At 36.4% G+C, this 24,077-nt stretch carries 24 protein-coding genes; 11 read left to right on the top strand and 13 right to left on the bottom strand.

Features of this window, described 5'->3' with window-relative positions:
* Positions 1–37: 37 nt before the first annotated feature.
* Positions 38–1,120, bottom strand: a complete 1,083-nt coding sequence (locus tag L2B55_RS13360; RefSeq protein ID WP_237846580.1) for a DUF6588 family protein — start codon at positions 1,118–1,120, stop codon at positions 38–40.
* Between the two features lie 171 nt (positions 1,121–1,291).
* Between L2B55_RS13360 and L2B55_RS13355 the strand changes: the two genes are divergently transcribed.
* The 4 genes from L2B55_RS13355 to L2B55_RS13340 all read left to right on the top strand — a co-directional run bounded on the left by L2B55_RS13355 (position 1,292) and on the right by L2B55_RS13340 (position 5,636).
* Positions 1,292–2,344: an RluA family pseudouridine synthase gene (locus tag L2B55_RS13355; protein WP_237846579.1), complete on the top strand. Its 1,053-nt coding sequence runs from the start codon at positions 1,292–1,294 to the stop codon at positions 2,342–2,344.
* 107 nt (positions 2,345–2,451) lie between these two features.
* A complete protein-coding gene (locus L2B55_RS13350) occupies positions 2,452–3,294 on the top strand; it encodes an aminotransferase class IV (protein ID WP_237846577.1) in 843 nt (280 codons plus the stop codon).
* A 155-nt stretch (positions 3,295–3,449) separates the two neighbouring features.
* On the top strand, positions 3,450–5,024 hold the full coding sequence (locus L2B55_RS13345) for a glycosyltransferase family 39 protein (RefSeq protein WP_237846574.1): 1,575 nt from the start codon (positions 3,450–3,452) through the stop codon (positions 5,022–5,024).
* Between the two features lie 66 nt (positions 5,025–5,090).
* On the top strand, positions 5,091–5,636 hold the full coding sequence (locus L2B55_RS13340) for a hypothetical protein (protein ID WP_237846573.1): 546 nt from the start codon (positions 5,091–5,093) through the stop codon (positions 5,634–5,636).
* A 169-nt stretch (positions 5,637–5,805) separates the two neighbouring features.
* Here the strand turns inward: L2B55_RS13340 and fmt are convergent, their stop codons facing one another.
* Entirely contained in the window at positions 5,806–6,738 is a 933-nt protein-coding gene (gene fmt, locus L2B55_RS13335) for a methionyl-tRNA formyltransferase (protein ID WP_237846572.1), read from the bottom strand.
* Between the two features lie 94 nt (positions 6,739–6,832).
* On the opposite strand from fmt, the gene corA reads away from it, so the two are divergent.
* Positions 6,833–7,810: a magnesium/cobalt transporter CorA gene (gene corA, locus L2B55_RS13330; protein WP_237846570.1), complete on the top strand. Its 978-nt coding sequence runs from the start codon at positions 6,833–6,835 to the stop codon at positions 7,808–7,810.
* A gap of 36 nt (positions 7,811–7,846) precedes the next feature.
* Here the strand turns inward: corA and L2B55_RS13325 are convergent, their stop codons facing one another.
* Positions 7,847–9,049: an exo-beta-N-acetylmuramidase NamZ family protein gene (locus L2B55_RS13325; protein ID WP_237846565.1), complete on the bottom strand. Its 1,203-nt coding sequence runs from the start codon at positions 9,047–9,049 to the stop codon at positions 7,847–7,849.
* A 101-nt stretch (positions 9,050–9,150) separates the two neighbouring features.
* Between L2B55_RS13325 and L2B55_RS13320 the strand changes: the two genes are divergently transcribed.
* Positions 9,151–10,368 (top strand): ABC transporter permease, encoded by a 1,218-nt coding sequence (locus L2B55_RS13320; protein WP_237846562.1) that lies wholly within the window; start codon positions 9,151–9,153, stop codon positions 10,366–10,368.
* Positions 10,369–10,615: 247 nt separating this feature from the next.
* The gene (locus L2B55_RS13315; protein ID WP_237846559.1) at positions 10,616–11,749 is read left to right on the top strand and encodes a hypothetical protein; all 1,134 of its coding nucleotides are present in this window, start codon (positions 10,616–10,618) and stop codon (positions 11,747–11,749) included.
* Here the strand turns inward: L2B55_RS13315 and L2B55_RS13310 are convergent.
* Positions 11,742–13,568 (bottom strand): sensor histidine kinase, encoded by a 1,827-nt coding sequence (locus L2B55_RS13310; RefSeq protein ID WP_237850295.1) that lies wholly within the window; start codon positions 13,566–13,568, stop codon positions 11,742–11,744. The genes L2B55_RS13315 and L2B55_RS13310 overlap by 8 nt on opposite strands.
* On the opposite strand from L2B55_RS13310, the gene L2B55_RS13305 reads away from it, so the two are divergent.
* Positions 13,504–13,653, top strand: coding sequence for a hypothetical protein (locus tag L2B55_RS13305; RefSeq protein WP_237850323.1), 150 nt, complete (start codon positions 13,504–13,506; stop codon positions 13,651–13,653). The genes L2B55_RS13310 and L2B55_RS13305 overlap by 65 nt on opposite strands.
* 2 nt (positions 13,654–13,655) lie before the next feature.
* Here the strand turns inward: L2B55_RS13305 and L2B55_RS13300 are convergent, their stop codons facing one another.
* From L2B55_RS13300 to L2B55_RS13270, 7 genes are all read right to left on the bottom strand, one after another.
* Positions 13,656–14,702 (bottom strand): proline iminopeptidase-family hydrolase, encoded by a 1,047-nt coding sequence (locus L2B55_RS13300; RefSeq protein ID WP_237846557.1) that lies wholly within the window; start codon positions 14,700–14,702, stop codon positions 13,656–13,658.
* Positions 14,703–14,809: 107 nt separating this feature from the next.
* On the bottom strand, positions 14,810–15,307 hold the full coding sequence (locus L2B55_RS13295) for a hypothetical protein (RefSeq protein ID WP_237846554.1): 498 nt from the start codon (positions 15,305–15,307) through the stop codon (positions 14,810–14,812).
* Positions 15,308–15,419: 112 nt separating this feature from the next.
* Entirely contained in the window at positions 15,420–15,560 is a 141-nt protein-coding gene (locus L2B55_RS13290) for a hypothetical protein (protein WP_237846550.1), read from the bottom strand.
* A 114-nt stretch (positions 15,561–15,674) separates the two neighbouring features.
* Positions 15,675–16,367, bottom strand: coding sequence for a LytR/AlgR family response regulator transcription factor (locus L2B55_RS13285; RefSeq protein ID WP_237846548.1), 693 nt, complete (start codon positions 16,365–16,367; stop codon positions 15,675–15,677).
* Positions 16,364–17,407, bottom strand: a complete 1,044-nt coding sequence (locus L2B55_RS13280; RefSeq protein WP_237846547.1) for a sensor histidine kinase — start codon at positions 17,405–17,407, stop codon at positions 16,364–16,366. The genes L2B55_RS13285 and L2B55_RS13280 overlap by 4 nt, the downstream gene beginning before the upstream one ends.
* A gap of 178 nt (positions 17,408–17,585) precedes the next feature.
* Entirely contained in the window at positions 17,586–18,383 is a 798-nt protein-coding gene (gene mazG / locus L2B55_RS13275; protein WP_237846544.1) for a nucleoside triphosphate pyrophosphohydrolase, read from the bottom strand.
* 95 nt (positions 18,384–18,478) lie between these two features.
* Positions 18,479–18,640 (bottom strand): hypothetical protein, encoded by a 162-nt coding sequence (locus L2B55_RS13270; protein WP_237846541.1) that lies wholly within the window; start codon positions 18,638–18,640, stop codon positions 18,479–18,481.
* Between the two features lie 158 nt (positions 18,641–18,798).
* Here L2B55_RS13270 and L2B55_RS13265 point away from each other — a divergent pair, with 158 nt between their 5' ends.
* Entirely contained in the window at positions 18,799–18,972 is a 174-nt protein-coding gene (locus L2B55_RS13265; RefSeq protein WP_237846539.1) for a hypothetical protein, read from the top strand.
* Positions 18,973–19,059: 87 nt separating this feature from the next.
* Here L2B55_RS13265 and mnmC2 read toward each other — a convergent pair whose 3' ends face one another.
* Entirely contained in the window at positions 19,060–19,749 is a 690-nt protein-coding gene (gene mnmC2, locus L2B55_RS13260) for a tRNA (5-methylaminomethyl-2-thiouridine)(34)-methyltransferase MnmC2 (protein WP_237846536.1), read from the bottom strand.
* Positions 19,750–19,816: 67 nt separating this feature from the next.
* Between mnmC2 and L2B55_RS13255 the strand changes: the two genes are divergently transcribed.
* Together L2B55_RS13255 and L2B55_RS13250 are read left to right on the top strand one after the other, a co-directional pair.
* Entirely contained in the window at positions 19,817–20,356 is a 540-nt protein-coding gene (locus L2B55_RS13255) for a GNAT family N-acetyltransferase (RefSeq protein WP_237846534.1), read from the top strand.
* A gap of 128 nt (positions 20,357–20,484) precedes the next feature.
* On the top strand, positions 20,485–23,124 hold the full coding sequence (locus L2B55_RS13250) for a valine--tRNA ligase (RefSeq protein WP_237846531.1): 2,640 nt from the start codon (positions 20,485–20,487) through the stop codon (positions 23,122–23,124).
* A 54-nt stretch (positions 23,125–23,178) separates the two neighbouring features.
* Here the strand turns inward: L2B55_RS13250 and L2B55_RS13245 are convergent, their stop codons facing one another.
* On the bottom strand, positions 23,179–23,691 hold the full coding sequence (locus L2B55_RS13245; protein WP_237846528.1) for a hypothetical protein: 513 nt from the start codon (positions 23,689–23,691) through the stop codon (positions 23,179–23,181).
* Positions 23,692–24,077 lie beyond the last annotated feature (386 nt).

The raw sequence follows: 24,077 nt of genomic DNA, 5'->3' as shown, positions 1-24,077 counted from the left end.
CTCAATTGTACTTCCGAAAAGCAAAAACTAAGTAGTATTATTTCCAGTCGAAATTAAAGCCTATACCAGCATTTGCGGTTGGGTATTTAGCTAAAGTTCCACTAGCATGGAAAGTGAATACAGCAAATTTCAAACGGAAACCACCAGTTAAATTCATACTGCTGCTTTCGCGGTTGCTGAATGAAATAGGGTCTGTTACAATTTCATAAGTTTTATTACCGACAGCATTAACTCCGGTTGTAATCGGATATTTTCCTAATAGTCCCACTTCCGATGTTGTACTTTGGTAACCAACGCCTCCAAATACTGTTAAAACAGATATCTTCTTAGAGATGATAGCATTAGTCATAAAGCCCTTGCTGGTAAATTCTAAACGTTGGTTAGCTGTTGATTGATTATAAACTTCTGACTTGGGTAAAGCTCCCTGGTCAGGGGTAAGCTCTGTTCCTTTTCTATAAGTAAGATTGGTAAATGCAGCCATTACACTTAAATCAAAAGGAAGAAGCTTCATGCCTGGGATCCATTGCTTGACATCATGTTTAATGCCGAAACCAAAAAGTTTGATATTGCCGGCATCGCCCATATTAAGAGCAGGGATAAAACGTACACCAACTTCAGTTCCTTTAATTAAACCCACTGAAACTTGCGCCATTGGGGCAGGAGCCACATGAAACCCTAATCCTTGAGGTAAGCGAAATTTTGCCAGCTCCGCATCGTTGCCGGTTACAGGATGTTTGCCATAGACAGCAACCTCAGGTCCTTCATTGTTATCGCCCATTAAGGTTGGCGAAAAAGTATTGGTTTGACTGTATCTAACATTTGATGAAAGTCCAAGTGTTTTCAAGTCAAATGAACGACCTTCAGTTGGAACAAAACTTACACTTGGAGTGATGGTAATGTCAAAACGGCCTAATCCATGGGTTTTAGCAGTTTGAAACCAGCCATTGTTTAAACCAGTTCCGAAACCTTTTAAAAATGGATTTAAATAAGCCTGGGCAAGTTTACCAGCATCTTCTTTAGCTTTTAATACGTTTACCACTTCATCCTGGGCAAATAGATTTAAACTGCCCAAAACCAAAGAAGTAGTTATTACAAATAGTTTTGTAAAGGTTTTAATCATACTATATGGTCTTTAGTTAATTTATCGACAAAGCTAATTATCATTTCAGTTAAGTGATTGGTTGATTGCGATATTTTTTTTAGTAATTGTTAATAAGTTTTAAAAGACTCTGTTTGGGTTGATTTTTTCAAGAGATCGGGTTTTTGAGCGCAGAGCTTTATCTTTGTGCTCATGCTTGAAAACGAAGAATACAACGAAGAAGAGTTTAATGAGCCTGAAGGGGCCAGCGACCTTTATGAGCATTTCAGGATTGTGGTTGATAAAGGGCAATCGTTGTTGCGTATTGATAAATTTTTGATGAACCGGTTGGAGAACTTTTCCCGTAACCGGATTCAGAATTCTATAGATGCAGGTAACGTACTGGTTAATGAAAAACCGGTAAAAGCAAGTTATAAGGTAAAGCCTTTGGATGAGATATCAATTGTAATGCCTCACCCACCCCGAGATACGGAGGTGTATCCGGAAGATTTACCTATTGAGATTGTTTATGAAGATAATGATCTGTTGATTGTTAATAAGGCTGCCGGCATGGTTGTTCATCCTGGGTACGGAAATTATACCGGTACATTGGTGAATGCATTGGTATATCATTTCCAGCAGCTACCAACACTGCCGGGCAATGATGGCCGGCCTGGTTTGGTTCATCGTATTGACAAAGATACTTCTGGGCTTTTGCTTATCTCAAAGAATGAATGGGCAATGACACATTTGGCCCGCCAGTTTTTTGATCACTCTATCACCAGAAAATACCTTGCTTTGGTTTGGGGCGATTTGACCGAAGATGGTACCATTACTGGATACATTGGTAGAAGCGCAAAGGATCGTCGTGTACAGGATATGTTTGATACCGAAGAGAAAGGGAAATGGAGTGTAACACATTACCGTATTCTGGAGCGCCTGAACTATGTTACACTAATTGAGTGTGAGTTGGAAACAGGTCGTACACATCAAATAAGGGCTCATATGAAAAGTATTGGTCATCCGTTGTTTAATGATGAAACTTATGGAGGCAATAAAATTTTAAAAGGTACCGTTTTTGGTAAGTACAAGCAATTTGTTGAGAACTGCTTTGAGCTTTTGCCTCGCCAGGCTTTGCACGCTAAAACATTGGGATTCATTCATCCTACAAAAAAGGAGTACATTCATTTTGACACGGAACTGCCTAGTGATTTTAAGGCTGCTTTGGACAAATGGCGGAAGTACGCTGCCCAAAGGGAAGAATAGTTTTTTAGAGGTCATCAGATTAATAGTAATTACAGGTTTGGATTATTAAAGATTTTGGATAAAAAGGTGGACCGATAATCCGAACTTGTTAATCAATTTAAAATTAAATGCGTCATTTCATTAATTATAATGGGGAGATACTCCCAGAAGAACAACCTTTGTTTACCGCTAAAAATAGGGCTTTTCGCTACGGAGATAGCCTTTTTGAAAGTGTAAGAATGATTAATGGGGAATTGAAATTTCTGGAGTATCATGTTGAACGCCTGCAGGAAGGCATGAAGCGATTATATTTTTCTAATCATAAGGTGTTTACGGCCGAGTTTTTAAATGATCAAGTACATCAGTTGGCCAAGAGCAATAAGATTTTTGATCAGGCACGCGTTCGGATTTCTGTTTTTAGGGAAGGGGGAGGACTGTACACTCCTGAAATTAACACGGGAACTTTTGTAATTGAGATGCAGAAATTGGAGGAGCCGGCTTATGAGATTAATAAGAAAGGGGTGATTATTGATTTGTATGACGATGTCAGAAAGAATTTCAATCCTTTATCGGGCTTAAAAACCGGGAACAGTTTGCCTTATATTTTGGCGGCAGTTTACAAACAGCAAAAAGGCTTGGATGATGTGATTTTACTAAATGATGAAGGGTATCTGGTTGAAGGTATTAGCTCCAACTTATTTTTGGTAAAGAATGGCGAATTTTATACTCCTGCTTTAACTGAAGGCTGTGTTGCCGGAGTAATGCGAAGAGTAATACTGGCAATGGGTCTGCATACCGGATTAAAGTTTCATGAATTAAAAATACGTCCGGAAGCATTACGTGATGCCGATGAAATATTCCTGACTAATGCTGCACAGGGTATCCGTTGGGTTGTAGGCTACCAGGAAAAGCGGTTTTTTAATAATTATTCCAAAATGTTAACTGACATGCTGAATCGGTTTTCAATATAACTAAATCCTAATTACCCTTTGGGTTCTTTAGAAAGTCCTACAATATACTGGTTCTGAAGCATGTGATTGATTTTGTATGACAAGAGTCTGTTTTATATATCCGCTATGCTGTGAAAAATTAAAGTAATATCTTCGGGGAACAATCCATCCTGAAAATGACTGAAAACAACAGCTCCTGGTTAACTCGTAATGCGGTTATCGTTCTAGTCGTTATAATCAAATTTCTACAACTCTTCTTAGTGTCAGGCAGTTATGGGTTTCATCGCGATGAATTTTTATACCTTGCAGAAGGCGATCATTTAGCTTGGGGATACCTTGAGGTGCCTCCATTGGTTCCTTTGCTGGCGTTTGTCACCAAAACTATTTTTGGTACGTCAATTTTTGCTGTACGGCTTTTTCCGGCATTGTTTGGGGCAATGATTGTAGGGCTGACGGGGCTTATTGCCCGTCAAATGGGAGGGAAGCGTTATGCCGAAATATTAGCATGTTGCCTGGTTTTGTTTTCTTCTGCATTTGTAAGAACCAGTGTTTTATTTCAACCTGTAATTGTTGAGTTATTCTTTTGGACAATGTATGCCTACTTGATTGTAAGGTATCTAAATGAAAGATCGGATAGCATGTTGATTTACCTTGGAATAGCTTTCGGTTTAGGTATGATGACCAAATATTCCTCAGCATTTTTTATCCTGTCTACCCTCATTGCTTTTATAATAACTCCAGAACGTAACGTATTTGGTAAACGAAATTTTTGGATCGCAGTTTTAATTGCTTTTTTAATTTTCCTTCCCAACTTGATTTGGCAGTATAGCTATAATTTTCCGGTATGGCATCATATGCAAGAACTAAGGGAAACTCAATTAACCAATGTAAATACGTTAGATTTTCTAAAAGATCAGCTTGTCATGAACCTAACGGTACTCCCAATCTGGATCATTGGTTTTATCGCTCTTCTGTTTTCTCCATTATTATCAAAATATAAAGTAATTGGGCTCACGGCTTTCTTCGTTGTTTTTATTTTGATGTTAACGAGCGGAAAAAGCTATTACACGCTTGGTATTTATCCAATGCTGTTAGCTGCCGGAGCCGTTAAAATTGAACAATGGTTAGATGGAAAGGTTAGCTATTGGTTTCGACCTGTTGTTGTAATTATTCCAGCATTGTTGCTTTATCGGTTATTACCAATATGTATCCCTTATCTTCCTGTTCCTAAAATGATTGCTTTTGGTGAACGAATGCAAAAAAAAGGAATTGATGGTCCGTGGCGTTGGGAAGACGGGCATATTCATGACCTTCCGCAAGATTATGCAGACATGTTCGGTTGGGACGAAGTGGCCCAAAAAGTGGCAAAAGTTTATCATTCTCTTCCAATAGAGGAACAAAAACAAACCGTGATTTTTTGTGATAATTATGGTTTTGCCGGAGCCGTTCATCATTTTAATCAAAGTGTGAAATTAAACTTGCCGCCGGTTCAAAGCCTGAACGCGAGCTTTATGTTATGGCTGCCTGAAAAACTTGATTTTAAAACCATGATTTATGTTGATTGGGTTAAAAATTATGACGCAGGAGCCTTTAAACTCTTTAATTCAGTAAAAAAGGTGGGTGAGTTAACTAACAAACATGCCCGTGAATATGGTACAGGTATTTATCTGCTTCAACAACCTGTTTCAAATATTGATACCTTGGTTGCTGCTGCCATTAAAGAAGAAAAATCATTTTTAACAAAAAATTAAATTAACACATCGATCATTTCGTTCGTATAGGTAGAATAAAAAGTTATCTACTATATATCGAAGCCCATGAAAAAACTTATTTATACAGCCTTTATTGTTCTCTTTGCTATTGCCGGAGTCGCTTGTAAGAAAAAAGATAGTCCTGCCCCTGCAATTGATAAAAACTTAGGCTTTTTCCCTTTACAGGTTGGTAATTATTGGAGAATAAATAGTGACAATTACGCAGAGATTAAAGAAAAGAAAATATTAAACGGGAAGGAATATTTTCATTATCAAGCATTGGTGGGAGGTGACGCATTTGACAATGCTTATTACCGGATTGATGGAAACAAATTAATACAAGGCTACAATTTTTATACTGATGTTCCTGAAGTTCTAATTGCTGATTTTAATGAAGCACTTGATGAAGTTTTTTATGCAACAACGATCTTAAGTAATCCCAACAATATAAAAATTACAGTTATAGAGAAATCGGAAGATACTATGAAGTTTAAATACGAAGAAAGTGTTTCTGGCAAACCAAATATATATTTCAGAACTTTTCGTAAGGGAGTTGGGCTTGATGAAAAATATGATGAAATCAAAATCAACGGGGTGGTTTATAAGTTTTAATGCATAAGATAAGTATAAAAGAAAATCCTCATCACTAATCAAACTAGTGAAGAGGATTTCTACTTCTTTTCTAAGTAAGAGAACTGTTTTATTGTTTTATTTTCTCAGAAGGGGATTTGAAGTAAAAGCTAGCTAAAAAGATCTCTTGAGTTTCGAAGGGAAAGGGTGGTTAGATTCTATATCCTCTCAGGAATTCTTCAACTCCCATTCGTTTTTTACCTTGAAGTTGTAGTTCCAATACATTAATATATCCATCTGTAGTGGCAAACTTCAAAAACTTTTTGCCATCCGAGATTACCTTTTCAGGTGTATCGTTATGTTGAACAAGCTCCTTGTCAACTTTAAATAGCTTCAGACTTAGACCATTTAGTTCAGTAAATGCAGTAGGATATGGACTTAATCCACGAATAAAGTTGAATATTTTCTCTGTCGATTGGTTCCAGTTGATCTTACAATCGTCTTTAAAAATTTTAGGCGCATGTAGAAGGTTGGCTTGCTGAAGACCAAGATCAGAAATAACTTGCTCTTGGCTTATCGGGTTAGCCGCGTTCGATTCAATGGCTTTTACAGTTTTTAACACCAGTTCAGCGCCAATTCCCATTAAGCGGTCATGAACAGATCCCGCATTGTCTTCATCCGTAATTGGCGTTTTAGCGTTGAAAATTATGTTGCCAGTGTCAATTTCATGTTTTAAGAAAAATGTGGTAACTCCCGTTTCTTTTTCGCCATTAATTACTGCCCAGTTAATTGGTGCAGCACCCCGATACTGAGGCAAAAGAGAGCCATGCAAATTAAAAGTGCCTTTAGGAGGCATGCTCCATACTATTTCTGGTAACATTCTAAAGGCCACCACAATAAATAAATCAGCATTTAATGACTGTAATTCGCTGGTAAACTCAGGGTTGCGCAGTTTTTCAGGTTGCAAGACTTTTAACCCTTTCTCTACTGCGTATTTTTTTACCGCTGATTCACTGAGCTGTTGCCCTCTGCCGGCAGGCTTGTCGGGTACGGTAACAACTGCTGCTATGTCGTAATTGTTTTGTACTAAAATATCTAAAGAGGCAACCGCAAAATCAGGAGTGCCCATAAAAACTATCCTCATAAACTATAAATGAGCTGCAAAGGTAGTTAAGGGAAAGAAGTTTGGCATAATACAATAGGCAAAAAATGGTAAATTGCTTAAAAGCTGTTTTGAAATGGGAGCAGTTGTTAATTGTGCGGCTTATGCCGACGGCCGACGGGTGGCAAACGTTGAACTCAACGCAATCAATCAAATTCTCCAACAGCCCGATAAGTTTATCTGGATTGGGCTTCACGAGCCTGGTGAGGAAATACTTGAACGGGTGCAGGATGAGTTCAATCTGCATGATCTTGCCATTGAAGATGCTCATACGGCCCATCAACGGCCTAAAATTGAAACATACGGTGAATCGCTGTTTATTGTTTTACGCACTGCACAAATGAACAGTGAAGAGCACTGCATTGATTTTGGCGAAACCCACTTCTTTCTTGGGCATAACTTTATCATTTCTGTGCGTCACAGGTCAACGTTATCATACGCTGAAGTACGAGCCCGTTGTGAGAGCACGCCGCATTTGTTGCGCAAAGGACCTGGTTTTGCTTTATATGCAGTGATGGATTCGATTGTTGACCAATATTTTCCTGTGATTGATGCGCTGGAACGGGAGCTCGAAATACTTGAAGAGAATATTTTTAAAAAGAAAACCAGTCGCGAGACTACAGCCCAGATTTACTGGCTCAAGCGTGAATTGCTAAGTGTTAAACGTGCTGTTTCACCACTGATTGATGTCTGCAACCGGTTAACGCGGTTTGATCTAGAGCTGATTTCTGAGGATACCCGTCCGTACTTCCGTGATATTTATGATCATGTTCTTCGCATTAACGAGATGGTTGATACTGGAAGGGAGCTTTTGAACAATGTCCTCGATGCCAATTTTTCCATGATTTCTATTTCACAGAATGAAGTGTCGAAGAAATTTGCCGGCTGGGCAGCCATCATCGGAGTGCCCACCATGATTGCCGGTATTTATGGCATGAACTTCAAATTTATGCCCGAATTAGATTGGCAATTCGGATACCCGCTCGCTTTGGCCCTCACTTTAGGTTCGTGCATGATACTCTACTTATTTTTTAAACGATCGGGATGGTTATAGGTTTAAGAGTAAAACCTATAACCATAGACCTAAAATCTAGTTATATAATAAATACTTTTTACGCATTTCTTTGTATTGAGTAAGAGCTGGCTCCCAACTTTTTCGAATCTCAGATTCAGTTTTTCCGGCAATTAACTGCTTACGTAACTGATCGGTTCCTGCAAGTTTATCAAAGAATAAGGTTTTCAAGAAAAACTTCTCTTTGTCAGGATATGCTTTGTACATTTCCATTAACCAATTTAGGTTAAGCTTTTTAGTTTTGACAATGCCCGAAAGATTATAATTTCTAAGGTCGATTCCGTAGCAAGTCTTATTTTCTTGCGGTGGATTTTTACTCATTCCAGGAATACTTTTGGGGGTAAATGAGAAAGAATACTTGGTTAACTCCGGAGCGCCAATGGCCTGAAAAGGAAATAATGTACCCCTGGCCAAACTAATTTCGGTACCTTCAAAAAAGCAAATACTTGGATATAGATAAATTGACTGGTTGTTGGGAAGGTTAGGAGAAGGTTTTATAGGTAATGTGTAAGCCCGGTTGTGATCCCAGTTTTGCATAGTAATCACTTTTAGTTTACATTGTTTGCCATCCTTTAACCATCCCTCTCCGTTAATCATTTTGGCGTATTCACCTATTGTCATACCATGAACGATTGGCACCGGGTGCATGCCTACAAATGATTTAAATTTAGGGTCAAGAATAGGGCCATCCACATAAAAACCGTTAGGGTTCGGACGGTCGAGAATTAACAATTCAATATCGTTTTCCGAACAGGCCTCCATCACGTAATGTAAGGTTGAGATGTAAGTATAAAAACGAACGCCTACATCCTGAATGTCAAAAATAACTACGTCAATTCCATTAAAATCTTCAGGATAAGGTTTGTAATGTTTGCCGTATAACGAGATAATTGGCAAGCCTGTTTTTTTATCTATGGTATTGTCTACTTTTTCACCAGCGTCAGCGTCACCCCTAAAACCATGCTCTGGTGCAAACACTGCTTTTACTTTTATTCCCGCTGAGAGTAATGTGTCGGCTAAATGGGTGGTGCCAATGGTTGAAGTTTGGTTGACAACCAATCCAACTTGCTTATTCTTTAAATAAGGGAAATATTGAGCTGTTCTTTGAGCTCCGGTTATAATCGGGTTGTTTTTTTTAGAAAGAGGGATAACGATCTGAGAATACCCGGTTACTATTCCAATAAGTAACAAAATAAAACCGGACAGGATTGTTTTTTTCATAATTATGGAACTTATCTGCTGTAAAAATATCTTTTGTAAGAGTGCGTTAATATTCGAAAAATCACACACCTTTGTACTACCTTTAAAAATGCGCAAAAATATTGAACACTGAACTATTTATTGCTAAACGAATTTCTTCCTCATCACAACGTACTTTTTCAAAGGTAATTGTTCGTATTGCTATAACAGGTATTGCATTGGGGCTGGCTGTTATGATTGCTTCATTTGCAATTGTAACCGGTTTTAAAGCCGAAATACGGGATAAAATAATAGGTTTTTCTGGTGCTATTCAATTAGTTAAATATGATTTGAGTACTTCATTGGAAAATACTCCCATTAAGCTGAATGCACAGGCAGAGCATTTATTAAAAACTACTGCTGAAATCACACATGTTCAGGCTTTTGCAACTAAAACAGGAATCATATCGGCAAATGAAGATATTGAAGGGGTGGTGTTGAAAGGTGTTGATATGGATTTTGACTGGTCTTTTTATGCAGATAAAATGGTTTCAGGAAGCACTCTGAAACTCAACAAGGATAGTGTTACCAATGAGATAATGTTGTCAAAATTTACTGCAGATCGATTAAAGGTTAAAGCTGGAGATGTTGTTCTAATGTATTTTATACAGGAACCTATGCGCCGTAGGAAGTTCAAAATCGCCGGGATTTTTGATTTGGGAATTGAGGAGCTTAATAAATTGTATGTTATTGGAGATATTAAAGTTGTTCAACGATTAAATGATTGGAGTAAACAGGAGGTTGGAGGCTACGAACTGGCAGTAAGTGATTACAAAAAAATTGATACGCTTTCTAAAGAGATTTTTAACAAAGCGGGAGAGGATTTAGCAGCTTATTCAGCCAGGGAACGTTTCCCAGCTATTTTTGAATGGTTGGCCTTACTGGATGTTAATGCCATTGTGATTCTAGTTTTAATGCTACTGGTTGCAGGTATTAATATGATTTCTGCTTTATTAATTCTCATCTTAGAAAGAACCAATATGATTGGTTTGTTAAAGGCCTTAGGTTTTACCAATCTGAATATTCGAAAAATTTTTCTTTACAAAGCTTCCTATCTCATTTTAAGAGGAATGTTCATTGGTAATGTGATAGGTATTGGTTTCTGTCTGGTGCAGGAAAAGTTTAAGTTCATCTCACTTGATCAGCAGTCTTATTATATGAAGTTTGTCCCAATTGAGATTAATTGGTTAACAGTGCTAATACTCAATGTTGGCACTCTTTTAATCAGCATGTTAATGCTCTTAATTCCTTCAATGCTTGTTACACGAATAACACCAGTAAAGGCACTTCGATTTAAATAATAAATAGAAATTAAGTTTTGTTTTTCGCTTTAATCCACGGATAATTCTCAGGTTAAAATCTCAATAAAGGTGCGGTCTGAACTTCATGGTTGTAATGGTTTAGTTTTGCCAATTCTATTTCTTTTTAATATTGAGCCCATTTCAGCTACTATTTTGTGTGAAAAGTTGAATTAACTACACATTATTCCACAAATAGTAGAACTTTTTGGTCTTTTTTTCGTAGAAAAGATTCCAGTGCTTTTGTACTATGACTAAACCTCTATACATCTTTTTTCTACTTGTCTTATCTGTAACAGCTTATTCTCAAGAACGCTTTGTAATCATTTCAGGTCAATTTGAGAACACTAAGGCAGGCGCTTATTTAATTGTTCATCGTGAAGGCTATTTTGGTAAAAAAGCTTTTACTGACAGCATTTGTTTGCATGATGATGGTTCTTTTGAAGACACTCTTAGGGTAACAGAACCGTCTTTAACTTTATTTAGCCTCAGTAATGAGTCAGATTGGTTGAATAATAATATAAAAGGCTTTTTATTTCCTGATTATAGTTTGTATATGACAGGTGATGTAAAACAAGGGCTAAAAAACACACTTAAATACTACAACTGCGGAGAGATTGTCAATAATTTTTTATTGGAAAGAGAGAAGAGGTTTGTATTTGATGTAAGGGATTTTACGATTATTAAGCCACTGGAGCACCGACAGCGAACTTTTACCGCCTTAAACAATAATATAGGACTATATAATAAATCATATACTCAAGCTGTATTATTATCTGAAACGGCATTTACAGATTCATTAGCTAATTATTATAAGGCCAGAAAAAAGTTTCAGGAAGAATATTTTATGCACAATCGTGGTAAGGACGGTGACTATTCAGTTCGCTTTTTTGAAGCATTGGAAATAGTCGACATTCAGTTTTCTGAATTATTAGCCTTATTAAAGTATCCTTCACAAAATGTCCTTATTGCTCATGAATTAGGAATTCCATGGTCTGATGTGAATGTTCATTTTTACAAGCGGTTTGAACCCATGGCAATGAACCAATTTGAAGCTTATTTACCTGTGGTTAATTACCGGGATTTTTTGGTTCGATATATCAATCTGTTAGTGGGAGATTATGTTGAAGTATTGAACGTAAATCCACAGTTGTCCACTTTTACTGAACGTTTTGAATTAGCCAAAGAACAGTATAATGGTAAAATACGGGAATTGGTTTTGGCCGAAATAATTAAGGAAAATTGTATTGAGCTCTCTCAATCACATGAAGGAAGTGAAGAAACCGAGCAGCTGATTGAAGAGTTTAAAAAGTTGAATCCGGATGAATTTGCACTAAAAGAAATTGAGGGAATTTATTCAAAGGCTAAAATGCAGGCTAATTAGGACGCAATAAATCAAGCGCCTTTTCCTTATAAGAATCTTTGTTACCGTTACCTTTTAAATGGGATGCAACAGGCAGAGTAAAATAAAATTTACTGCCTTGCTGCCAAATGCTTTCGGCCCAAATTTTACCATCATTCTTTTCAACAAAATCTTTGCATAGCAGCAGGCCTAAACCCGAGCCTTGCTCATTAAAGGTGCCGGGGGTTGAAAATGTGGTTGAGCAAAAAAGTTTGCTTAATATTTCTGGTTTGATACCTGTACCAGTGTCTTTAATGCATATTTCTGCAAAGTTATCTTTGTTATTTACTGCTGAAATTGTAATTACATCTCCTGGATTACAAAACTTGATGGCGTTGTTTATTAAGTTTCGTAAAATAAGTCGAGTCATTTCTTTATCAGAAAAAGCATTCAGATCATTTTCAATTTGGCATTCAATTGAAATGTTTTTTTCTGATGCCCTTGGGGTGAGGAATTCAATTTCGGCTTGAGCTTGATTAAATAAATTTAATATCACCGCCTCTGGTGACTTACCTTGTATTTGTGTTTTTGACCAAAACAATAGGTTATCCAAAACACTTGCGGTTTGTTTGACGCTTTTAGCAAGTTCAGGCATTAATAAGTTCAACTCTTGTTCACTAATCATCCCTTTTATGGTCATGTTTAAAATATCACCGAGTTGATGAATTGGTGTTCTTAAATCGTGCGAAATGATGGTGAAAACACGGTCTTTTAATTTATTCAGCTCCGACAATTGATCTGATTGTATTTTAAGTTGTATAGCATCTTTTTTTAATTCTGTTATGTCTCTGAAGATCAGTGCTACGCCACTGTAAATCGTATTTTTCTGAAATAAAGAGGTGACCGAAACATCAAAAAAAGCTGATTGATTATTAATGTTAACTTCAATTTCCGTGTTACCGTTTATCCGATCCTGAACAATTTGGTTGAGATGTTTTGCATTAGGAAACAGCTGTATAAGCTTTGTGCCAATTAAGGGATTAGGAATAATGCCCTCTAAAAAAGTTAAGGTGTTTTCATTAAAATCAACGATTCGGTCATTATGATCAAGAATTAGAAAGCCATCATGCATTGCGTTGATAACTTTTTCTCTGCCAATAGGTATGATATCAAACAGCTTGTAACGAAGCAAACCTAAACTGATCATTAATCCGGTTGCAATAAAAGCAAAAGGAGTTAAATCAATATGTTCCTGAGGTCTTAGTCCTAAATGGTATAGAAAATTAACTATCCAAGGGATAAAGGCTCCTAGTAAAATGCTTCTGTTTTGCTTTTTATAGATTTGATCAGCCTGTTTGAAGGTGCGAATTAAAAGGTAACCACCCCATGCTAAGAGAAAATAGAAATAAACTGTAAAAACACGATACCAAATTCCGGGTTTAATATTGAGTAAAGGAAATGCATGTTCTTTATCAATACTTACAGTTGTATAATGGAGATGATGTTCTGTATTAGTCCACACCATTCCAACAGTTATAACCGGAATAATGAAGATTAGAAATAATGCTTGCCAACTTAACCATTTCTCTTTTCCAGTAAAGTGAATTATGAAAGAAATCCAGGCTGTAGGTAAAAAAGCAATACCGATATACTCAAGGTTTATCCAAAAAAGCATATCTGCTAAGGTTAGGCAACTTAACTCAAAGCCATAGGTAATAGCCCATAAAGAAATAAGAAATGTAAGTAGAGAGAACCAGCGTCTGGTTCCGTCTAATTTTTTGAAAATTAAACAAGAAATGAATAGCGTAAATAGTCCTGCTGTTAGTAAAACTACAGAATACACATTAAACTCTAATCCCATACGACCTAACATTATGAACTACGGCGCTAATGTAGCAAAAACTATAAAAGCGCCTAATGAAGTAATCACTATTATTAAGTATTAATACTATAAATCCACCTTTTTCTTTCCTTCAGCAATTGCTTTAATAAACTTGACAACACCATTCATGTAAGTTTCCTGATCATCATACATGCTCATATGGCTGCCGTTTGGGCAAAATAAATAACTGCCGTTTTGTACTTGAGTTGCCATCCATTTCATATGCTCCGGATCCATGGTGTCATGTTTTGAGCCGATGATCAAAGTGGGGACACTAATGTTTTTTAAATCATTTTTTCTATCCCACTTTTTTAATTTGCCTGAAATTCCAAACTCACTTGGGCCCTGCATGGTAACGTATAAGGATTGATTTATTTTGCCAAACGAACGATTCATGGGTTCAGGCCATTTTTGAACAGGTATACGGCAGATATGTTTCTCATAAAAGTTCGGAAGCAATAATTCCATATACTTTGGATTTTCAAAATCATTTTTAGCTTCAATAGCTCTTATTGAATCAAGAACTGCTGGATTCATTTGCTTGGCTAGTACTTCATTGGCGTACTTATCATAATCAGGGGAACTTGACATCATGTTGGAAATGATAAGCCCTTTTAAATTTTGCTGGTATTTTATAGCATATTCCATGGCTAAAATACCTCCCCAAGAATGACCAAGTAAATAGAAATTGTCTTTGTTTAGGTTTAATGCAGTTCTAACTTGTTCAACCTCTTCAGTAAACCGAGGAAGGTCCCAAAGTGAAGTATCTTTGGGGTTATCGGAATTACCGCACCCTAATTGATCATAATAAATGAATTCAATGCCTTCTTTGGGAAAGAAGCTTTCAAAACACTCGAAATATTCATGAGTGGCCCCTGGTCCTCCATTTAATAGCAATACTTTTATCTCAGGATTATTGCCAATTGTTTTCGTCCAAATATTGAATTTCCCCTTTTGTGTTTGAATTGGAATTATTTTTATTCCCCCTGTTTGCACTCCTTTATCGGAAGAACTAAAGTAGCCGTCCTTAATGTTTTTATTGTTAGAGCATGAGAGTATCATACCCCATATTGCAATAAATAGAACCAATAATGTTTTGGAAGTGATTTTCATAATAACAGGTGTTGGGTTAACTAAAGTTAATGGTTTTTAATTAATAGTCAACTTGTTTTTCTCATTACAAGAAGCTGCAAATAGATTAAACATAAGGACGCTTAAAGCTATTGGTATGAAACAACGGATATTCCAGGTTGCATTTTGATAGTAAAGGTTGATTTTAGGGTATTGTCGGTCGATTGTTCCTTGTATGCCAATATTAAGTACTCTCCAAAGCTGTCAATTAAAATTAAAGTGTCAGTAATGTAAGTTAAGGCAACTACATGTTTCGATTTATCCTTAAAATCAGATTGGATTATTTCAAATTTATGCTCATTAAACAGGAGAGGGTTGCCAATGTTATCAGTAAAGTTTGGAACAATCCTATTCAATTTATGGATGTAAAGGCCAATGGCGAAACCGGCTTTATACGGTAGAGTTTGAGCTGCTTTAGGTATTGCTTTAGCAAGCTGTTGCCAGTTTGTATATCTGTTTTCAACATCAAATGCTTGAGCTTGCATTAGAAGTTCGTTGTAACTATCTTGAAAAACATTTTGCTCGAAAACAGTTGATGACTTTATAGTGAAGAGGTGCTTAAATCCTAGTTTAATTAATGCGTTCATGCCTAGAAGGTGTGTTAACCGGGGATTAAGAATACGGAAAGAAAATTAACACTCTTATGAAGTTTCCCCGGTACCACCGTGTCTGCAATTTTATTTTTGATGAAAGTGTGCATTAAGCTGATATATAAATGGTGTGATTCAAATCGTATCCACCAGTTTGTGCGTTAAGGGTAACTGTAATTAAGATTGGTGCCATGCATGAAATTCCAATAATACCATTGATACTGCTTTTTAAAAAGTCTTTTCTTTCCATGCTCAAATGATTTTCCGGTTGTAGCAAAACCGTGTTAATCAAATTTGTTGTAAATAAATTGGAGAATGAAAAAAATGAGGTGAAACGGAAATTTGTTGAGGTAGAGTAAGATTGTTAATGTTTCAATAGCTTATTTACAGTTTCTTCATAACTGCTTCCAATGGGGATTTCCTGGTTATTAATGGTGATGGTTTTATTCCTAATGCTATTCATTTTATTAACAGGAACGGCGAAAGAGCGATGTACACGTACAAATTCGTTTAATGGAAGCTTTTCAAGAATGGACTTGAACGTCATTCGGGTAACAATGGGTCTGCCATTGGCAATGTGAATCTTTAAGTAATCGTCCAGGCCTTCAATAAACAGAATCTCACTTATATCTAATTTTAGTAAACTGTAATCGGCACGTATAAATATGTATTTGATTTTGGTTGAACTAATTTGGTTTTTGTAATAATAATACTCGTTTGCTTTGTTTACGGCCTGTTCAAAACGGTCAAATGTAAATGGTTTTAAAAGATAATCTACTGCACTTAAATTAAAGCCTTCAACAGCATATTCACTATAGGCGGTTGTAAAAATAGCCATTGTATTTTGCTCAACTGATTTATAGAAATCAATACCATTCAGGGAAGGCATGTTGATATCTACAAAGACCAAATCGATGGGAAACTTTCGAAGGTGTTTTAAAGCCTCATTAGGTTTGTTGAAAGTCTTTTGAAGATCAATAAAATCAACCTTGCTGCAAAAAACTTCAATTACTTTTAAAGCCGGAAGTTCGTCGTCAATAGCAATTGCAGTTATCATTTCAGATTTATAGTTAATAGAACTGAAAAGTTATGCAAATTATTGTTGATAATTAAATTATGGTTAGAAGGGTAGAGTAAGTTCAAACGGTTTTTTGCATTTTCAATTCCTAAGCCATTTGATGCATCTGTTGAGGCATGATGAACTTTGTTGTTCTCAACCGATAGATGAAGTTCGTCTTTTTCAATATTGATAGCAATATTAATCTTGGAGTTTTCTTCAGCATTTACCCCGTATTTAAATGCATTTTCTATAAAGGCAATCAAAATTAAAGGTGCAATCTTTTTACCAAACACATTACCAGTAACAGCATACTGCAAGTCAACAGAGTTGCCGAAACGTAGTTTTTGTAATTCAATGTAATCAGTTATGTATTTGATTTCTTTGTCAAGAGGAACAAAATCATGGTTAGCATCATGAATGATATAACGCATCATGTCAGACAGTTTTACAACTGCCATCGGTGCTGCCTCAGATTTTTCAAGTGCTAATGAATAAATACTATTAAGGGTGTTAAAAAGGAAGTGTGGGTTAATTTGAGCCTTTAAGTAAGAGAGTTCTACGCTTAATTTTTGTTGCTCAGCTTGTTTCCATCGGTTACTTATTTTAATCACTAAAGAAAGAAACAGTGCTGAAAGGAACAAGAAAAGGTTTTGACTTATCCTGAACGAATAACGCCCAAAGATGGATTTATTAGGTTTGAACCGCTTAACCTCACTTACACCATGTGATAAGTCATTAATGTTTTGACAAGACCGTATCAGCATATCGGGCAGAAGAATTATAGCTAATAAGCTTAATGCTACCAATGATAAGTAAATGGCATATCTCTTTTTAAAGAAAAACTTGGGTATTAATACGAAATAGTTTAGGTAGAAGAAGGCTAAAACCAGTAATTTGTCAGTAATAAAAAGCTGACCTCCTGAACGGGTAAATAAATCCAATAAGGATTTCCGTTCCGGAGACAGAACAAGAAGAGCCGTAATGTAAATGGCACAACCTAAGATATGTATAGTCAGCTGACTTGCTCTACTTTTCAATGAATTAATACTTTTAACCTAAAATAAAGTTTCTTCTGATAATTGCACAAATTTTTGAGGTAAGTTAACTTTTTTTTGAGGTGGAGTGATTTAACGCTGTAAAGGTATAACAGAGCTGAAACTAAAAACGCCTAAAACTGTTCAGCAATTTCAGGCGTTTCAATATTTTATTGAAGAATTATAACTTCTTGGCTTCGTTCCAATAAACATCCATTTCGGCCAGTGACATGTCTTTAAGGTTTTGTCCATTTTCTTTGGCTTTACTTTCGAGGTATTGAAACCGCTTGATGAACTTTTTATTGGTTTTTTCCAGTGCGTCTTCAGCGTTAATGTCTAAAAAGCGAGCATAATTGATAAGTGAAAAAAGTAAATCTCCAAATTCGGCTTCGGCTTTTTCCTTATCAATAGGTTTGTCTTCATTAAATTCAGCCCTAAATTCGGCCAGTTCTTCTTCTACTTTTTCCCAAACCTGATGTTTTTCTTCCCAATCAAAACCTACTCCACGCGCTTTTTCCTGTATACGAGACGCTTTTACAAGAGCAGGCAACGACACAGGAACACCTTCCAAAACCGACTTATTGCCTTCTTTCAGTTTTAGCTGCTCCCAGTTACGTTTTACCTCTGCTTCATCTTGTACAGTTACATCTCCATAAATATGAGGGTGGCGTGAAATAATTTTATCGCAAATACCGTTTAACACATCCGTAATGGTAAAATCATTTGTTTCTGAAGCTATTTTGGCATAAAACACCAGGTGTAGCATAATGTCGCCCAGCTCTTTTTTTACCTCGTTCATGTCTTTATCCAAAATTGCATCAGCAAGTTCATAAACTTCTTCAATGGTCAAATGGCGTAAACTGTCGTGGGTTTGTTTCATATCCCATGGGCAACCTGCACGTAGGTCATCCATAATGATTAATAAACGTTGAAAAGCATCCTGAGGGTTATATGCAATAATTTTACGATCGTCGAGCATGCAGATTTATTTTAGTTCTGCAAAGATAGGCAAAGCTTGATAGAATGTTTGAAAAGTAGAATGGGAGATGAAGGCGTGAAAATCAGAATCTCTGCTTATTCCTCAGGATTAGCCAAGCGACGATTTTGAGAATCATGCGGAATATTTCTCACATCATCAAAACAAAAGTACTGGCCCTGAAAATAAAATAAAGGAAGTTGAAGTAAAAGCTGGTGAAAATAACGGGTGTTTTCAATTTCAAACTGCGAGTTTCCCATTTCGATATTTGATTATTTGTTTTAGTCTTACAAATATATATAGTTTGATAATTTTTCAAAATAATATTTTATAATATTTAAAAATGTTAAACTATTGCTTCGAATAATGAAATTATATCAAATATTGTTATTAATAGAAAATTGTCATTTTGTTAAATATGAGTGCAGGAGTCGTAATAGTTAACCCTTTAATTAACATGATTCAGTTTAAAGAAAGGAATGATCTGAACGGTCCCTGGTTTAACACAGCAATAGAGATTTATACCAAGGCATTTCTGGCCTATGAACGCCCCTCGTTGGAAAGAGTTTCAAGGTTTCTGAAAACTGTTTAAACAGAACAGTTTGGCTAAGGATAATTAAATTGAGAACATCTAACCAGATAAGCAATAATCGTTTTTCTAAAATTTAAATTTGTATTGCTAAAATACTTTTCTGGCTCTTAACATTTCCCTTTTTCCGGCAGCTCCTTTAGGCTTTTCAATGGTGAATCCCAATGATTTTAAAATTCGTTTTAAGTTACCGGTAATGCTATAGGTTACAAATAGTCCGCCCGGTTTTAAGAATGATGCAACATGCCTAATCGTCTCTTCAGACCACATCTCAGGCTGAATTGCCGGAGCAAATGCATCATAATAAACGATATCGAACGTAGGAGATAGATTAGTTTGCAATATCTTTTGACGCTCAATTTTAAGCTTAACATTGGCACCCAGATCGATCAATTCTCCATTAAGCAAACGTGTGTAATTTGAAATATAGTTTTGCCATATTGAAGGATTGGTCAATTGAAGCTCGAATTCTGTTTGTGAAATGACTTCGAGGCTAACCGGGTAAGCTTCAACTCCAAAATAGTTTAGTTTTATATTTTCATGTTCACAATACTCAGCAGTAACCAAAAAATTGAGGCCGGTACCAAAACCCACTTCTAAAATGTTAACTTCGTTTGGGTTTGTAAGAAGGCGAAAATGCATCAGTCCTGTTTCCAAAAATACATGTTTTGCCTCTTGTAATGCTCCGTTTACCGAATGATAGGTTTGCATTAAATCTTGTTGAAGAAGCGTATAACTGCCATCGGCAGTTTTGATTAATTGAACATTGCTGAACTGCATGGGAAACTCTTAGTATAAACGCGAAATTAAACTAAATACAGGGTTTCTTTAGCTAATTATTATAATTATGAATGAAAATCTTTTGTCGGTTAGAGAAATTGAACAACAGGATGTAGAGCTCTTGGTTAACTATTGGACAAGCGCTGAACCTGATTATTTAAAGAGCATGGGGGTTGATTTGGATAAAATGCCTGATCAACAGCAGCTTGTTTATCTTATTTCTGCTCAATTGCACCATTCCTACAATGAAAAGCAAGCATATTGTATTATTTGGCTAATTGATGGAAAACCGGTAGGGCATTCAAATGTGAATAAAATAGTTTTCGGGCAAGAAGCTTCTATGCACCTCCATTTTTGGAACGCTGAAAACAGGCATAAAGGAGCCGGAGCACAGTTGGTAAAAATGAGTTTGCCTTATTTCTTCCAAAATCTTCAGCTTAAAACATTGTACTGCGAGCCTTATTCCTTCAATCAAGCTCCAAATAGGATGCTGGAAAAGGTTGGATTCAGAATGGTGAAAGAATACCAGACAATTCCGGGGGCATTGAGTTTTGAGCAACCCGTGAAGCGTTGGGAGTTGACTTATGAAGCATTTAAAGAACTTTGATTCTTTGCAATACAGCACCAATTTCTTTAAATACTACCACTGTCATCTCCCTTCAATTTCCTATTTTTGCAAACTTTAGATTACAGATACTAATCATTGTAATCAAGATTAATCTGTGTAATTCAACTATGAGCATTTCAAAAACATACAATCCGCGCGAAACCGAAGATAAGTGGTATAGCTACTGGTTAGAAAAGAAATTTTTTAAATCTGTTCCTGATGAACGTGAACCTTACACAGTTGTAATTCCGCCGCCAAACGTGACCGGCGTGTTACACATGGGGCACATGTTAAACAATACCATTCAGGATGTTTTGGTGCGCAGAGCACGTATGCAAAATAAAAATGCTTGCTGGGTGCCAGGTACCGATCACGCTTCTATTGCAACTGAAGCTAAAGTGGTGGCCATGCTTAAGGAAATGGGCATTAGCAAAAAGGACCTTTCTCGCGAAGAGTTTTTGAAATATGCCTGGGAATGGAAAGAAAAATACGGAGGTATTATTCTTGAACAGTTGAAAAAACTAGGTGCTTCTTGTGACTGGGATCGTACCCGTTTCACCATGGAAGAGCAGATGTCGGAAGCGGTTATTGATACATTCATCCACTTATACAAAAAAGGATGGATTTATCGTGGAATTAGAATGATTAACTGGGATCCACAGGGTAAAACCGCTGTTTCTGATGAAGAAGTAATCCGTAAAGAAGTAAATCAGAAACTATATTATATCAACTATTTTATTTCTGATTCAGGAAAGCCTTCCGCTGACTTTATTACCATAGCTACCACTCGTCCGGAAACTATTATGGCCGATACAGCTGTTTGTATTAATCCAAATGACGAGCGCTTTACCCATTTGCATGGTAAAAAAGTTTTTGTTCCATTAATCAATCGTGAAATTCCGATTATTTTGGATGAATACGTTGATATGGAATTTGGTACAGGCTGTTTAAAGGTTACGCCTGCACACGACCTGAATGACTACGAGCTAGGGCTGAAACACAAGCTTCCGGTAATTGATATTTTAAATGACGATGGTTCATTAAATGAAAAAGCTGAAATACTGGTAGGTGTTGATCGTTTTACAGCCAGAAAAGAAATAACTTTTTTACTGAAAGAGACTACTCAGCTTGAGAAAGTGGAGGATTATAAGAGCCAGGTAGGGTTTTCGGAGCGTACTGATGCTGCTATTGAACCTAAACTTTCATTACAGTGGTTCTGTAAAATGAGTGAACTGGCTAAGCCTGCTTTAGAAGTAGTATTAAATGGTGAAGTTCAGCTGATTCCGGATAAGTTTATCAATACTTACCGTCACTGGATGGAAAATGTAAAAGACTGGAATATTTCGCGCCAATTGTGGTGGGGACAACGTATTCCGGCTTGGTATGATGAAAACGGTGATGTTGTCGTTGCGAAAACAAAAGAAGAAGCAGAAGCTGAATTAAAAGCACGTATCCCTCAACAGGAAACTTTTAACCTTACCCAAGATGAAGACGTTGTTGATACTTGGTTCTCATCATGGTTATGGCCAATTTCTGTTTTTGATACCTCAGTATTTGCTGATCCATCAAGCAAAGGCAATGCTGATTTGCAATATTACTATCCAACCAATGATTTAGTAACCGCTCCAGAGATTTTGTTCTTCTGGGTAGCGCGTATGATCATGGCTGGTAAAGAGTTTCGTAATGAAGTGCCATTCAAAAACGTATACTTAACCGGAATTGTACGTGATAAATTGGGCCGTAAGATGTCAAAATCATTAGGTAACTCACCCGATCCGTTAGATTTGATTGAGAAATACGGTGCCGACGGAGTGCGTGTGGGTATGTTGCTTTCATCTCCTGCCGGTAATGATTTAATGTTCGATGAAGCCTATTGTGAACAAGGACGAAATTTTGCCAATAAAATCTGGAATGCATTCCGTTTGGTAAAAGGTTGGGAAATTAAAGAAGGTGGCGATGTTAATAACGAGATAGCGATTGCCTGGTTTGAAAATAAATTTAACGCAGCCTTAGCTGAAATTGAAGAGCACTTCAATTCTTTCCGCTTATCAGATGCGCTGATGAGTACCTATAAATTGATTTGGGACGATTTCTGTTCGTGGTACCTGGAAATGATCAAACCTGTTTACGGCCAGCCAATTGATCGTGATACCTATAATGCAACCATCGAGATTTTTGAACGTTTGTTGAAGCTTGTACATCCATTTATGCCATTTTTAACAGAAGAATTATGGCATGAGATTGCTGAACGTTCGGAAATGGACTGTATCATTGTATCTCATTATCCAAAATCAGTTCCAGTAGATGCTAAAGCATTAAAGGCTATGGATGCTGTGTTAAATGTGATTTCACAGGTTCGTAACATCCGCAACTCAAAGCAGATTAGTCCGAAAGAGGCATTGCCATTGGCAATAAAAATAAACAGTGATATTCATTATCAGTCATACATTGGTTTAATTACCAAATTGGCCAATACCTCTTCAATTGACTTTGTTACTGAAAAGGTTACTGGAGCAGGTTTTCATGTAGGCATTGATGAATTCTTTGTTGATTTAGGTTCAAACATTGATATTGATGCAGAACGTGAACGTATTAATAAAGAATTGGACTATTTAAAAGGATTCTTAAAATCGGTTGATGCCAAATTAAGCAATGAGCGCTTTGTGCAGAATGCTAAGCCCGAAATTATTCAAAACGAAAGGAATAAAAAGGCTGATGCTGAAGCTAAAATTAAAGCTTTGGAAGAGAATTTGACTACGTTGGCATAAACGTGGCGTAATAGTATATAAAAAAGGTGGAATGTAAGCATTCCACCTTTTTTATTAACGTGATGCGTCTAATTGAGGAGATGATTTTGTAAGTCGTTTTATTTCACTCATATCGCCATCGGCCAATCGAACCATCAAAAGATATCGGATGTCTTCTAGATTTACAATCCATGCATTATGTCCGTCTTGCTTAATATTTATGGCCGACACAATGTCATAAGAGTAGTATTTGTCTTTTACTTGTGCACTTAAATCCATTGGAAGATTTTTTTCAAATCCATAAGTGATCTGATAAATCAAATGGCCATTCTTTGCATAAACTGCATGATTGCGTAAGTCATCCATAATGAATTTTACCAGATAGCGCTTATTGATTTCATACCAACGAACATCTTTGACGTTTTTAAAGGTTTCGCTAAATGCTTTTGTAACCTTAGCACTCACTTCTGAGCCAGATGCAGTGCTTGTTACGGTAATTTCAGGTAGTTGCACTTGTGCAGAAACGTTAGCTATAGCAAATACACTTAATGCACAGCTTAGGGCTGAAGAAATAACTAACTTTTTCATGGCTTAATAATTTTAGATGTGATAATTGGCATCAGAACTTCAACTTTGGTAAACGTGCGGCCAATTGAGCAAAGCTAAAATTTAATGCTTTAATAACTCGGTTAATTTAAGTAGATACTGCTAACGATATTATTCGTTTTGGTTGATTTATGAGGCTAATTTAATATGTAAATTGTTTGTATACAATGATTTAGTGTAATACATATTGCATTATAGGTATTTATACGCATTGATTTTTGTTTGCATATGTTTAACTTACTTTTTAATAAATCTTCTGCTTGCGGACGTTTAGTTTAGTTTTTGAGTAAAAAGAGTGATTTATAATAACAAAGTGCGCAACCTTTTGTATCACAATTGATTAAAGGTTGCGCACAAGCCCGTCCAAT

The sequence above is a fragment of the Solitalea lacus genome, assembly GCF_022014595.1.
Lineage (GTDB): Bacteria > Bacteroidota > Bacteroidia > Sphingobacteriales > Sphingobacteriaceae > Solitalea > Solitalea lacus.
Note: the sequence above shows the minus strand (reverse complement) of the source record. Positions and strands in the feature narration are given on the sequence as shown.

Coding starts and splice junctions, on each gene's coding strand:
- L2B55_RS13360 (WP_237846580.1), bottom strand. CDS start 1,120: ATGATTAAAACCTTTACAAAACTATTTGTAATAACTACTTCTTTGGTT.
- L2B55_RS13355 (WP_237846579.1), top strand. CDS start 1,292: ATGCTTGAAAACGAAGAATACAACGAAGAAGAGTTTAATGAGCCTGAA.
- L2B55_RS13350 (WP_237846577.1), top strand. CDS start 2,452: ATGCGTCATTTCATTAATTATAATGGGGAGATACTCCCAGAAGAACAA.
- L2B55_RS13345 (WP_237846574.1), top strand. CDS start 3,450: ATGACTGAAAACAACAGCTCCTGGTTAACTCGTAATGCGGTTATCGTT.
- L2B55_RS13340 (WP_237846573.1), top strand. CDS start 5,091: ATGAAAAAACTTATTTATACAGCCTTTATTGTTCTCTTTGCTATTGCC.
- fmt (WP_237846572.1), bottom strand. CDS start 6,738: ATGAGGATAGTTTTTATGGGCACTCCTGATTTTGCGGTTGCCTCTTTA.
- corA (WP_237846570.1), top strand. CDS start 6,833: ATGGGAGCAGTTGTTAATTGTGCGGCTTATGCCGACGGCCGACGGGTG.
- L2B55_RS13325 (WP_237846565.1), bottom strand. CDS start 9,049: ATGAAAAAAACAATCCTGTCCGGTTTTATTTTGTTACTTATTGGAATA.
- L2B55_RS13315 (WP_237846559.1), top strand. CDS start 10,616: ATGACTAAACCTCTATACATCTTTTTTCTACTTGTCTTATCTGTAACA.
- L2B55_RS13305 (WP_237850323.1), top strand. CDS start 13,504: ATGAATAGCGTAAATAGTCCTGCTGTTAGTAAAACTACAGAATACACA.
- L2B55_RS13310 (WP_237850295.1), bottom strand. CDS start 13,568: ATGGGATTAGAGTTTAATGTGTATTCTGTAGTTTTACTAACAGCAGGA.
- L2B55_RS13300 (WP_237846557.1), bottom strand. CDS start 14,702: ATGAAAATCACTTCCAAAACATTATTGGTTCTATTTATTGCAATATGG.
- L2B55_RS13295 (WP_237846554.1), bottom strand. CDS start 15,307: ATGAACGCATTAATTAAACTAGGATTTAAGCACCTCTTCACTATAAAG.
- L2B55_RS13290 (WP_237846550.1), bottom strand. CDS start 15,560: ATGGAAAGAAAAGACTTTTTAAAAAGCAGTATCAATGGTATTATTGGA.
- L2B55_RS13285 (WP_237846548.1), bottom strand. CDS start 16,367: ATGATAACTGCAATTGCTATTGACGACGAACTTCCGGCTTTAAAAGTA.
- mazG (WP_237846544.1), bottom strand. CDS start 18,383: ATGCTCGACGATCGTAAAATTATTGCATATAACCCTCAGGATGCTTTT.
- L2B55_RS13270 (WP_237846541.1), bottom strand. CDS start 18,640: ATGGGAAACTCGCAGTTTGAAATTGAAAACACCCGTTATTTTCACCAG.
- L2B55_RS13265 (WP_237846539.1), top strand. CDS start 18,799: ATGAGTGCAGGAGTCGTAATAGTTAACCCTTTAATTAACATGATTCAG.
- mnmC2 (WP_237846536.1), bottom strand. CDS start 19,749: ATGCAGTTCAGCAATGTTCAATTAATCAAAACTGCCGATGGCAGTTAT.
- L2B55_RS13255 (WP_237846534.1), top strand. CDS start 19,817: ATGAATGAAAATCTTTTGTCGGTTAGAGAAATTGAACAACAGGATGTA.
- L2B55_RS13250 (WP_237846531.1), top strand. CDS start 20,485: ATGAGCATTTCAAAAACATACAATCCGCGCGAAACCGAAGATAAGTGG.
- L2B55_RS13245 (WP_237846528.1), bottom strand. CDS start 23,691: ATGAAAAAGTTAGTTATTTCTTCAGCCCTAAGCTGTGCATTAAGTGTA.